At 70.5% G+C, this 11567-nt stretch carries 11 protein-coding genes; 5 read left to right on the top strand and 6 right to left on the bottom strand.

Annotated features, from left to right (window positions below):
* Window positions 1-80: 80 nt before the first annotated feature.
* Together OG788_RS10450 and OG788_RS10445 are read right to left on the bottom strand one after the other, a co-directional pair.
* The gene (locus tag OG788_RS10450) at window positions 81-1310 is read right to left on the bottom strand and encodes a DUF349 domain-containing protein (protein WP_351557293.1); all 1230 of its coding nucleotides are present in this window, start codon (window positions 1308-1310) and stop codon (window positions 81-83) included.
* A gap of 134 nt (window positions 1311-1444) precedes the next feature.
* Entirely contained in the window at window positions 1445-2263 is an 819-nt protein-coding gene (locus OG788_RS10445) for a peptidylprolyl isomerase (protein ID WP_351557290.1), read from the bottom strand.
* A 180-nt stretch (window positions 2264-2443) separates the two neighbouring features.
* On the opposite strand from OG788_RS10445, the gene OG788_RS10440 reads away from it, so the two are divergent.
* Window positions 2444-3166: an MBL fold metallo-hydrolase gene (locus OG788_RS10440; protein WP_406370333.1), complete on the top strand. Its 723-nt coding sequence runs from the start codon at window positions 2444-2446 to the stop codon at window positions 3164-3166.
* Window positions 3167-3177: 11 nt separating this feature from the next.
* Window positions 3178-4440: a histidine--tRNA ligase gene (gene hisS / locus OG788_RS10435; protein ID WP_406370331.1), complete on the top strand. Its 1263-nt coding sequence runs from the start codon at window positions 3178-3180 to the stop codon at window positions 4438-4440.
* A 268-nt stretch (window positions 4441-4708) separates the two neighbouring features.
* Here the strand turns inward: hisS and OG788_RS10430 are convergent, their stop codons facing one another.
* Genes OG788_RS10430 through OG788_RS10415 form a run of 4 tightly spaced genes read right to left on the bottom strand, consistent with a single transcriptional unit; the run spans window position 4709 to window position 8434 of the window.
* Window positions 4709-5332 (bottom strand): response regulator, encoded by a 624-nt coding sequence (locus OG788_RS10430; RefSeq protein ID WP_406370329.1) that lies wholly within the window; start codon window positions 5330-5332, stop codon window positions 4709-4711.
* On the bottom strand, window positions 5329-6729 hold the full coding sequence (locus OG788_RS10425) for a histidine kinase (protein ID WP_406370327.1): 1401 nt from the start codon (window positions 6727-6729) through the stop codon (window positions 5329-5331). Before OG788_RS10425 ends, OG788_RS10430 begins: the two co-directional genes overlap by 4 nt.
* Window positions 6726-7571, bottom strand: coding sequence for an ABC transporter permease (locus tag OG788_RS10420; protein WP_351557278.1), 846 nt, complete (start codon window positions 7569-7571; stop codon window positions 6726-6728). The genes OG788_RS10425 and OG788_RS10420 overlap by 4 nt, the downstream gene beginning before the upstream one ends.
* The gene (locus OG788_RS10415; protein ID WP_406370326.1) at window positions 7568-8434 is read right to left on the bottom strand and encodes an ABC transporter ATP-binding protein; all 867 of its coding nucleotides are present in this window, start codon (window positions 8432-8434) and stop codon (window positions 7568-7570) included. The genes OG788_RS10420 and OG788_RS10415 overlap by 4 nt, the downstream gene beginning before the upstream one ends.
* A 140-nt stretch (window positions 8435-8574) precedes the next feature.
* Here OG788_RS10415 and OG788_RS10410 point away from each other — a divergent pair, with 140 nt between their 5' ends.
* The 3 genes from OG788_RS10410 to rpsD all read left to right on the top strand — a co-directional run bounded on the left by OG788_RS10410 (window position 8575) and on the right by rpsD (window position 11565).
* Entirely contained in the window at window positions 8575-9210 is a 636-nt protein-coding gene (locus tag OG788_RS10410; RefSeq protein WP_406370325.1) for a vitamin K epoxide reductase family protein, read from the top strand.
* A 44-nt stretch (window positions 9211-9254) separates the two neighbouring features.
* Entirely contained in the window at window positions 9255-10610 is a 1356-nt protein-coding gene (locus OG788_RS10405; RefSeq protein ID WP_351539115.1) for a replication-associated recombination protein A, read from the top strand.
* 340 nt (window positions 10611-10950) lie between these two features.
* Window positions 10951-11565, top strand: coding sequence for a 30S ribosomal protein S4 (gene rpsD / locus OG788_RS10400; protein WP_326788915.1), 615 nt, complete (start codon window positions 10951-10953; stop codon window positions 11563-11565).
* The last annotated feature ends 2 nt before the right edge of the window (window positions 11566-11567 follow it).

Below are 11567 nucleotides of genomic sequence, written 5' to 3'. Positions count from 1 at the left end.
CCCGGCCCGGTGGCCGGGCACCACGCGAAGGGGCTCCCGTACGGTCCGTACGGGAGCCCCCTTCGCGTGTCTGCGACGTGTCAGCCGCCGAACTCCTGAAGACCCTTCAGGGCCTGGTCCAGCAGCGCCTGACGGCCGTCCAGCTCCCTCTGGAGCTTGTCGGCCTTCGCGGTGTTGCCCGCGGAGCGCGCCGTCTCGATCTGGCCCTGGAGCTTGTCCACGGCGGCCTGCAGCTGACCGGTGAGACCCTCGGCACGCGCGCGTGCCTCCGGGTTCGTCCGGCGCCACTCGGTCTCCTCGGACTCCTGGAGGGCCCGCTCGACCGCGTGCATCCGGCCCTCGACCTTCGGGCGGGCGTCGCGCGGCACGTGGCCGATGGCCTCCCAGCGCTCGTTGATGGAACGGAAGGCCGCACGGGAGGCCTTCAGGTCCTGCACCGGGACGAGCTTCTCGGCCTCCTCGGCCAGCTCCTCCTTGAGCTTCAGGTTCTCCGTCTGCTCCGCGTCACGCTCGGCGAAGACCGAGCTGCGCGCCGCGAAGAACACGTCCTGGGCGCCGCGGAAGCGGTTCCACAGGTCGTCCTCGTGCTCGCGCTGGGCGCGGCCCGCGGCCTTCCAGTCCGCCATCAGCTCGCGGTAGCGGGCCGCCGTCGGACCCCAGTCCGTCGAGCCGGACAGCGACTCGGCCTCGGCGACCAGCTTCTCCTTGGTCTTGCGGGCCTCCTCGCGCTGCGCGTCCAGCGAGGCGAAGTGCGCCTTGCGCCGCTTGGAGAACGCGGAGCGGGCATGCGAGAAACGGTGCCACAGCTCGTCGTCCGACTTGCGGTCGAGTCGCGGCAGCCCCTTCCACGTGTCCACCAGGGCGCGCAGCCGCTCACCGGCCGCCCGCCACTGGTCGCTCTGCGCCAGCTCCTCGGCCTCGACGACCAGCGCCTCCTTGGCGTGCCGCGCCTCGTCGGACTGCTTGGCCCGCTGGACCTTGCGTTCCTCACGGCGTGCGTCGACCGTCTCCACGAGCTTGTCCAGCCGCACCTTCAGCGCCGCCAGATCACCGACCGCGTGGTGGGCGTCCACCTGCTCACGGATGTGATCGATCGCGGTCTGGGCGTCCTTCGCCGACAGGTCGGTGGTCTTCACTCGCTTTTCGAGGAGGCCGATCTCGACAACCAGGCCCTCGTACTTGCGCTCGAAGTAGGCCAGCGCCTCATCAGGGGTGCCGGCCTGCCAGGAACCGACGACCTGCTCGCCGTCGGCCGTACGCACGTACACGGTCCCCGTCTCGTCGACGCGGCCCCACGGGTCGCTGCTCACAGCGCCTCCTCCACATGATGCCTGTGAGGGGCGTCACGCCCCCTGGCATCGTCCACAGTTTCGTCACGGCCAACATAGGCGACCGGCGGGGCGGCTGTCCGCATCCCGCGCGACCGAAATTAAGCAGCCGGCGGTCAGGATTTCGTCACGGTCATCTTGTTGATGACGACGGTCGCGTTGGGTGCGCCGTCGCCCTGGCCCGTACTCTCGCCGGCGGCCGCGACCTTCTTGAGGACCGTCATGCCGGACTTGGAAATAGTTCCGAACGGTGTGTAGCTGGGCGGGAGCTTACTGTCCTGGTAGACGAGGAAGTACTGGCTGCCGCCCGTGTGCGCCTGGCCGGTGTTGGCCATCGCGATCGTGCCCGCCGGGTACACCCCGTCCTTCAGCGTTTTGTCCTTCAGGTTCTCGTCCGGGATCGTGTAGCCGGGACCGCCGGAGCCCTGGGCCGTCGGGTCACCGCACTGCAGCACGTAGATGCCGTTCGTGGTGAGCCGGTGGCACTTCGTGTGGTCGAAGTAGCCCTTGCCCGCGAGGAAGGCGAACGAGTTCACCGTGTGCGGGGCGGCGGACGCCTTCAGCGCGATGTCTATGTCGCCGCAGGTCGTCGCCATCTTCATCGTGTAGCCCGCGGACTTGTCGATGGTGACCGCCGGCTCCTTCTTCCAGCTCAGCGACTTCACCTTGCCCTCGGCGGGCTTCTCGCACGGGTCGGGTGCCTTGCTCGGCGTGGCGCTCGGCGTCACCTCGGCGCCCGCGTTGGTCTTCTTGTCGTCGTTCTTGAAGACCCCGGTCACGTACGACAGCGCACCGCCCGCGACGAGCACGCCGACGACCGACGCGATCACCGCGTTGCGTGTATGGGTCTTGCGTCGCGCGGCCGTGCGGCGCTGCTGCTGTCGCAAGAACTTCTCCCGGGCGAGCTGACGCCGCCGCTGTTCCTGGCTGACCACCGGGTTTCTCCTCGTGCGTCTCGTACGTCGTGTGGGACGCGTGCGTCTTGTGAGCCGACCGCCTGCGTGTGCCCCGTACCGTATATGGGTTCGCTGAGGAATCGGCAGCGCCGGTAGGCTCTGATCCACAGCCACCCGCCCCGTACGACACCAGCGCGTACGCCACCACGAAGGACGATCGTGCTCATTGCCGGGTTCCCCGCCGGGGCCTGGGGGACCAACTGTTACCTGGTCGCCCCCGCCGCGGGTGAGGAGTGCGTGATCATCGACCCGGGCCATCAGGCCGCCCAGGGAGTCGAGGAAGCACTCGCCAAGCATCGGCTCAAGCCCGTCGCGGTCATCCTCACCCATGGCCACATCGACCACGTCGCCTCGGTCGTTCCCGTATGCGGGGCGCACGACGTGCCCGCCTGGATCCACCCCGAGGACCGGTACATGATGAGCGACCCCGAGCGGGCCCTCGGCCGGTCCATCGGAATGCCGCTGATGGGTGAACTGACCGTGGGGGAGCCGGACGACGTGCGGACGCTGACCGACGGCGCGGAGCTGAAGCTGGCGGGCCTCGACCTGTCCGTCGCGCACGCGCCCGGCCATACGAAGGGGTCGGTGACCTTCCGGATGCCCGAGAGCGCGGACATCCCGTCCGTGTTCTTCTCCGGGGATCTGCTCTTCGCCGGCTCCATCGGACGCACCGACCTGCCGGGCGGCGACATGGACGAGATGCTCGGCTCGCTGGGCCGTGTGTGCCTGCCGCTCGACGACTCGACCGTGGTGCTGTCCGGCCACGGTCCCCAGACGACCATCGGCCAGGAGCGCGCCACCAACCCGTATCTGCGACAAGTGGCGGCGGGCCGCAAAGAACGCGGAGCGGACCCGACCTCCGCTCCTCGACGAGGAATGTGACGAGAGACTTCGTGAGCACCTTCAAGGCCCCCAAGGGCACGTACGACCTGATCCCGCCGGACAGCGCCAAGTACCTCGCGGTCCGCGAGGCGATCGCCGCGCCGCTGCGCAACTCCGGCTACGGCTACGTCGAGACGCCCGGCTTCGAGAGCGTCGAACTGTTCGCGCGCGGTGTCGGTGAGTCCACCGACATCGTGACCAAGGAGATGTACGCCTTCGAGACCAAGGGCGGCGACAGGCTGGCCCTGCGCCCCGAGGGCACCGCCTCCGTGCTGCGCGCGGCCCTCGAGGCCAACCTGCACAAGCTGGGCAACCTCCCCGTCAAGCTCTGGTACTCGGGCTCGTACTACCGCTACGAGCGCCCCCAGAAGGGCCGTTACCGCCACTTCTCCCAGGTGGGCGCCGAGGCGATCGGAGCCGAGGACCCGGCGCTCGACGCCGAGCTGATCATTCTGGCGGACCAGGCGTACCGCTCGCTCGGCCTGCGCGACTTCCGGATTCTGCTCAACAGCCTGGGCGACAAGGAGTGCCGTCCCGTCTACCGGGCCGCGCTGCAGGACTTCCTGCGCGGCCTGGACCTGGACGAGGACACCCTCCGCCGTGCGGAGATCAACCCGCTGCGCGTCCTCGACGACAAGCGCGAGGACGTCCAGAAGCAGCTGGGCGGGGCGCCGTTGCTGCGGGACTACCTCTGTGACGCCTGCAAGGCGTACCACGAGGAGGTGCGCGACCTGATCACGGCCGCGGGCGTCTCCTTCGAGGACGACCCGAAGCTGGTCCGCGGGCTCGACTACTACACACGGACCACGTTCGAGTTCGTGCACGACGGTCTCGGTTCGCAGTCCGCGGTGGGCGGCGGTGGCCGTTACGACGGGCTGTCCGAGATGATCGGCGGCCCCGCGCTGCCGTCCGTCGGCTGGGCGCTGGGCGTCGACCGTACGGTGCTGGCGCTGGAGGCGGAGGGTGTGGAGCTCGAACTCCCGTCGGCCACCAGTGTGTTCGCGGTGCCGCTCGGGGAGGAGGCCCGCCGGGTGCTCTTCGGTGTCGTCACGGAGCTGCGCAGGCTCGGTGTCGCCGCCGACTTCTCGTACGGCGCGAAGGGGCTCAAGGGCGCGATGAAGAACGCGAACCGCAGCGGGGCCCGCTACACGGTCGTCGCCGGCGAGCGTGATCTCGCCGAGGGTGTCGTGCAGCTCAAGGACATGGAGTCCGGGGAGCAGACGGCGGTCGCGGTCGACGCGATCGTGGCCGAACTGCGGTCGCGCCTGGGCTGAGGCGGGCCCTCCGCCTCGGCGGGCGCCCCGCCGGGGCCGGTCTCCCGGCCGACCCGGTCAGGTGTCGGGCCGCCTCTTGCGACGGGTCCTCCCGGGGAGGTGGCGGCCCCGGCCTCGGTGATGCCGACCCGCCGGTGTCGGGCGGACGCTTTCCGCTGTCCGTCCGGCCCCGGGGGCTCGACCCCGGACCCTCTCCGCGAACGCCGGTGGGGCCGGCGGATTCAGCCCCACCGGCTTACGGGGAAACGGCAGGACAGGGCGGGGAGCCTCACTCCAGCAACCCGAAGCGCATCGCGCTCGTCACCGCGGCCGTCCGGTCGTCCACTTCCAGCTTCTGGAAGATGCGCAGCAGATGGGTCTTCACGGTGGACTCGCCGATGAAGAGCCGGCGTCCGATCTCCGCGTTGGTGCAGCCCTCGGCGACCAGCCGCAGCACCGCGGTCTCCCGCTCGGAGAGGCGGGGCCGCTCCGGTCTGGTGCGGAGCTGGTCGACCAGCCGGGCGGCGACGGAGGGGGCCAGCACGGTCTCGCCCCGCGCGGCGGCCCGTACGGCGTCCGCCAGTTCGGCACGCGGCAGATCCTTCAGCAGATACCCGGCGGCCCCGGCCTCCACCGCCCGCAGGATGTCCCGGTCCGTCTCGTACGTCGTCAGCACGATGACCCGGCAGGGCAGCCCGGCCCGCGTCATCCGCACGATCGCGTCGACGCCCCCGCCCTCGGGCATCCGCAGGTCCATGAGCACGATGTCGGGCCGGAGTTCGGCGGCCAGCGCCTCCGCGCGGGGCCCGCTGGACGCGTCGGCGATCACCTCGAGATCGGGTTCGGCGCTGAGCATCGCGCGCAGCCCTTCGCGTACGACGGGATGGTCGTCGGCGAGGATGATCCGGATCACTCGTCACTCCCGGGGACGGGCAGGCACACGGTGACGGTCGTGCCGTCGCCGGGCGCGCTGCGGATCAGAGCCGTACCGCCCACCTCGGCGGCCCGCGCGCGCAGCCCGGCCAGCCCGTACCCGCCGACCGGCACGGCGGGGTCGAACCCCCGGCCGTCGTCGCGTACGGAGAGGGCCAGCGAGTCGGCGGTGTAGGCGAGGGTGACGGCGATCGCGGAGGAACTCCCGGCGTGCTTCCGGGTGTTGGCAAGGGCCTCCTGGCACGAGCGCAGGATCACCACCTCGGGGCCCGCGGGCAGCGGGCGTACCGGGCCGGTCACTTCGAGGCTCGCGGTGTGACGGGCGGCCAGCCGGCGCAACGCGTCGGGCAGCGTGGCGCCCTCCAGGTCGGCGGGCGTACCCCCGGTGACCAGGGCCCGCGCCTCGGCGAGGTTCTGCCGGGCGGTCTCGTTCATGAGGGCCAGATGGCGGCGGGCCTGCGGCAGATCGTGGTCGAGCTCGGCCTCGACGGCCTGGACCAGCATCAACAGGCTGGTGAATCCCTGCGCGAGCGTGTCGTGGATCTCCCGGGAGAACCGTTCGCGCTCGGCCAGTGCCCCGTGCGCGGCCGAGAGCCGGGCGATCTCGTGGCGGCCGGCGTCCAACTCTGTGATCAGCTCGGCCCGTTCGCGGCTCTGCTCCATGATGCGGATGATCCAGCTGCCCAGGGCCGTCGAGAACACGAGGGTGACCACGGCGAAGACCGTGTTGAAGAAGAGATCCTGCCCGTCGGGCCGCCACAGCAGGGCCCAGCCCGCCACCGGCGCGATGTTGATGAGGGTCGTGGCGGCGAACGCCCGGCGCAGCCGCAGGGCGATGAAGCACTGGGGGATGAGCGCGAAGGTCATCAGACGGGTCTCGCCCACCAGCACCCCGGGCGGCAGGAACAGCAGGAACGCGCCCGCGATGTAGCCGAGAGCGCGGCGCTCGCCGGGCTCGTCGGCCGTGAGGACGGGGCGCCCGACCAGCAGGTACCACGGGATCAGCAGCAGAAGCAGCCCGCCGGCCGCGAGACGGACGCGCAGCCCCGGGTGCGCCGTGCCGAGCACGAACACCAGGGTGGCCACCCACACGATCGCGAAGTACGAGTCCCAGAGCCGGAACGAGAGCTCCCAGGTGTTCGAAGCGCGGGCCGCGCCCGGCACCGGACCTGCCGGGGTCCCGCCCGGCACCGTACCTGCCGGGGTCCCGCCAGGTACCGGCACGGGCTGCTCCTGGCCCGGCACCGGCACGGGCTGCTCCCGGCCCGGCACCGGCCGGGCCCCGCCCGACGTGGCGCGCGCGGGAGCCCCGCTCGGCTCCGGTGCCGAACGCACCGCGTCCGGCACCGACTCGGGGCGCGCGGCCGGAGTCCTCATCCGTCGCGCCGGTTCTTCCACCGGAAGGTCAGCAGGCACAGCAGCAATCCTCCGACGCACCATGCCCCGAGCACCAGGGCGATCCGCCCGAACTCCCAGCCGCCCGCCTGTTCGAGGACCTGGGCGGACTCGGGCAGGAACACCCCGCGCAGCCCCTGGCACATCCACTTGAGGGGGAACAACGCGCCGATGTTCAGCATCCAGTCCGGGATGGTGTCGATGGCGATGTAGACGCCGGAGATGAACTGGAGGACCAGGAAGGGCAGGACGACCACCGACGTGGCGCTCTTGCCCGACTTCGGGACCGAACTGATCGCGATGCCGAGCAGGGCGCAGGCCGTGAGCCCCAGGACGAAGATCCAGGCGAAGTCCGCCCACTTGCCGGGGTCCGAGGGCAGGTCGACGTCGTAGAGCGTGGTGCCGACGACGAGCAGGATCGCCGTCTCCAGGGCGCCCGTGGCGAGAACCAGCCAGATCTTGCCGAGGAAGTACGCGGCGGGCGGCATCGGCGTCCCGCGCAGCCGGCGCAGCACCTTCTCGTCCCGCTCGATCGCGATCGAGATGCCGAGGGACTGGAAGCTGGTCGACATGATGCCCGCGGCCATCATCGCCGGGACGTACAGCTGGGAGGCGGTGATGCCCGCGCCCGCCACGTCGTCGCTGAAGATCGACGCGAACAGGAACAGGAAGACGACCGGGAAGGCGAAGGTGAACATCACCTGGTCGCGCTGCCGGAAGAACTGTCTGATCTCCAGAGCGCCGCGCCGCAGCCCCAGCCCCCAGGCGCCGGGCAGCCTGCCCGCCGTGGTCTTCGTGCGCACGCGTACGTCGGTGGTGGTCATCGCGCGTCCTCCAGGCCGGTCAGTCGCAGATAGACGTCCTCAAGGGTGGGGCGGCTCACCCGGAGCCCGGGGATCTCCCCGTCGAAGCGGTGCGTGAGGGTGGCGACGGTCCTGGTGGGGGTGTCCGTGCGTTCGCTGCGCGGGCTGCCGTCGGCCTCCGTCCACTCGACCGTGGCCCCGGTGCCGAAGCGCTCGCGGAGCGCGGCCGGTTCGCCCTCGGCGACGACGCGGCCCCGCGCGACGACCGCCAGCCGGTCCGCGAGGGCCTCCGCCTCCTCCAGGTAGTGCGTGGTCAGGAGGATCGTCGTGCCCTCGTCGGCCAGCTTGCGGATCAGGTCCCAGAACTGCCGTCGCGCCGCGGGGTCGAAGCCCGTCGTCGGCTCGTCCAGGAGGAGGAGTTCGGGGCCTCCGATCACGCCGAGGGCCACATCGAGCCGTCGCCGCTGACCGCCCGAGAGCGACTTGATCCTGCTGCCCGCCTTCTCCTCCAGACCGACCAGGCCGATGACGTCCTCCGGATCACGAGGATTCGGGTAATAGCGGGAGAAATGCCGCACCGTCTCGCCCACCGTCAACTCGGCGGGCGCGGATTCGTCCTGCCAGACGATTCCGACACGAGACCGCCACGCGCGCGTGGCGGTCGCCGGGTCCGAGCCGAGCACGGTGACCTCGCCCGCGTCCCGCCGGCGGTTGCCCTGGAGGATCTCCACGGTGGTGCTCTTGCCCGCCCCGTTCGGTCCGAGCAGGCCGAACACCTCGCCCCGCCGGATGCCGAGATCGATGCCGTCGACGGCGGTCACGTCCCCGTACTGCTTGCGCAGCCCCCGTACGTCCACCGCGAGCCGGTCCGCGTCTGTTGTCATGACGGCGAGCCTCCCGCCGAACCGAACGCTCCGGGACGACCGTACGTACCTTCTTATGTCCACCGAACGGTGGACAAGCGGGCGCGTGCGGCACAATGAGCCTGCCCCGCAGGCCCCTTCGAAGCTACGGAAACGGCGTGATGAGCAAGACGACAGTCAAGGACGCCCCGACCGACCAGGAACGCCCCGCCGCCGCGCGGACGGCCGGCGGCAGCCGTGCCCTCGCCCTGCTGCTGGTGATCACGGGCGCGGCCGGTCTCCTGGCCGCGTGGGTCATCACGATCGACAAGTTCAAGCTGCTGGAGAACCCGAACTTCGTCCCGGGATGCAGCCTGAACCCGGTCGTCTCCTGCGGCAACATCATGAAGAGCGACCAGGCCTCGGCCTTCGGGTTCCCCAACCCCATGCTGGGTCTCGTCGCCTACGGCATCGTCATCTGCGTCGGTGTGAGCCTGCTCGCCCGGGCCACCTTCCCGCGCTGGTACTGGCTGACCTTCAACGCGGGCACGCTCTTCGGCGTCGGATTCTGCACCTGGCTCCAGTTCCAGTCGCTGTACCGGATCAACTCCCTGTGCCTGTGGTGCAGCCTCGCCTGGGTCGCCACGATCATCATGTTCTGGTACGTGACCTCCTTCAACGTCCGTAACGGCTTCCTGCCCGCCCCGCGCTGGGCCAAGAGCTTCTTCGGCGAGTTCACCTGGGTCCTGCCGACGCTGCACATCGGCATCATCGGGGTGCTGATCCTGACCCGCTGGTGGGACTTCTGGACCAGCTGACGGCCCCGCGGGGATTGTCAGTCCCGTGACATAGGGTTTCGGACGTGGAGCCCGACCTGTTCACCGCCGCAGCAGAAGAACGCCAGGAGAAGGACCCGTCCAGCAGTCCCCTGGCGGTGCGGATGCGCCCGCGCACCCTCGACGAAGTCGTGGGGCAGCAGCATCTGCTGAAGCCGGGCTCGCCCCTGCGCAGACTCGTCGCCGAGGGCAGCGGCGGCCCCGCCGGACCGTCCTCGGTGATCCTCTGGGGCCCGCCGGGCACCGGCAAGACGACCCTCGCGTATGTCGTCTCCAAGGCCACCGACAAACGCTTCGTGGAGCTCTCCGCGATCACCGCGGGTGTCAAGGAAGTGCGCGCGGTGATCGACGGCGCCCGCCGCGCCACCGGCGGTTACGGCAAGGAGACCGTCCTCTTCCTGGACGAGATCCACCGCTTCAGCAAGGCCCAGCAGGACTCCCTGCTCCCGGCCGTGGAGAACCGCTGGGTGACGCTGATCGCCGCGACCACCGAGAACCCGTACTTCTCGGTGATCTCGCCGTTGCTCTCCCGCTCCCTGCTCCTCACCCTCGAACCCCTCACCGACGACGACCTGCGCGGCCTGCTGCGCCGGGCGCTCGCCGACGAGCGCGGTCTCAAGGACGCCGTCGCCCTCCCCGGGGACGCCGAGGAACACCTGCTGCGGATCGCCGGCGGCGACGCCCGCCGCGCCCTGACCGCCCTGGAGGCCGCGGCCGGCGCGGCACTCGACAAGGGCGAGCCGGAGATCACCCTCCAGACGCTGGAGGAGACGGTCGACCGCGCCGCCGTGAAGTACGACCGCGACGGCGACCAGCACTACGACGTGGCCAGCGCGCTCATCAAGTCCATCCGCGGCTCCGACGTGGACGCCGCCCTGCACTACCTGGCCCGGATGATCGAGGCGGGCGAGGACCCCCGCTTCATCGCCCGCCGCCTGATGATCTCCGCCAGCGAGGACATCGGCCTGGCCGACCCGAACGCCCTGCCCATAGCCGTCGCCGCCGCCCAGGCCGTCGCGATGATCGGCTTCCCCGAGGCGGCGCTCACCCTCAGCCACGCCACGATCGCCCTCGCCCTGGCCCCGAAGTCCAACGCGGCGACCATGGCGATCGGCGCCGCGATGGAGGACGTGCGCAAGGGCCACGCCGGTCCGGTGCCCACGCATCTGCGCGACGGGCACTACAAAGGCGCGGCCAAGCTCGGGCACGCCCAGGGGTACGTGTATCCGCACGACCTGCCGGAAGGCATCGCCGCCCAGCAGTACGCGCCGGAAGAGCTCAAGGACCGGGAGTACTACACACCGACCCGGCACGGCTCCGAGGCGCGCTACGCCGACGCGGTGGAGTGGACCAGGAAGCGCCTCGGTAGAGGACGCTCCTGAGCACCCTGTACGATGTCTCGAAGCGCTGAGTCCCGTGTCCGGCTCCGGTCGGCACCACCAGAACGGGACATCCAGCCGGAGCCCCCGCCTCCACGGGGGGATTCCAGGAGCGTCGCGCACCGTCGAAGGTGTCGCGGGCAGCCCATCACCACCCGGGTTTCCGGGACCGGTCGGTGGGCCACTCGCGTGCTGCACTTATGTGCCCAGACCCAGGAGCGGCTGCCCGCCCCGTCCACGTGGTTCTCCACGGCGGCGAGGAGGGTTTCCCGGGCTGCGGATTGCGACCTCCCCTAACCCTGGTGAAGCCGTATTCGCATCAGAAACATGAGGTGTTTGGTTCATGGCGAACCAGTCCCGCCCCAAGGTCAAGAAGTCGCGTGCGCTCGGTATCGCGCTGACCCCGAAGGCCGTCAAGTACTTCGAGGCCCGCCCCTACCCGCCGGGCGAGCACGGCCGCGGCCGCAAGCAGAACTCGGACTACAAGGTCCGTCTGCTGGAGAAGCAGCGTCTGCGCGCGCAGTACGACGTGTCCGAGCGCCAGCTCGTCCGCGCCTACGAGCGTGCCGCCAAGACGCAGGGCAAGACCGGTGAGGCTCTGGTCATCGAGCTGGAGCGTCGTCTCGACGCGCTGGTCCTTCGTTCGGGCATCGCCCGCACGATCTACCAGGCCCGCCAGATGGTCGTCCACGGCCACATCGAGGTCAACGGCGGCAAGGTCGACAAGCCGTCGTTCCGTGTCCGTCCCGACGACGTCGTGATGGTCCGCGAGCGCAGCCGCAGCAAGACGCTGTTCGAGGTTTCCCGCGCGGGCGGCTTCGCCCCCGACGGCGAGACCCCGCGCTACCTCCAGGTGAACCTCCCGGCCCTGGCGTTCCGCCTGGACCGTGAGCCGAACCGCAAGGAGATCCCGGTGATCTGCGACGAGCAGCTCGTCGTCGAGTACTACGCCCGCTGATC

The organism is Streptomyces sp. NBC_00647 (assembly GCF_045207245.1).
In the GTDB taxonomy this organism is placed as follows: Bacteria; Actinomycetota; Actinomycetes; order Streptomycetales; family Streptomycetaceae; genus Streptomyces.
The sequence above is the reverse complement of the archived record's forward strand: the minus strand, read 5'-3'. Positions and strand labels throughout refer to the sequence as shown.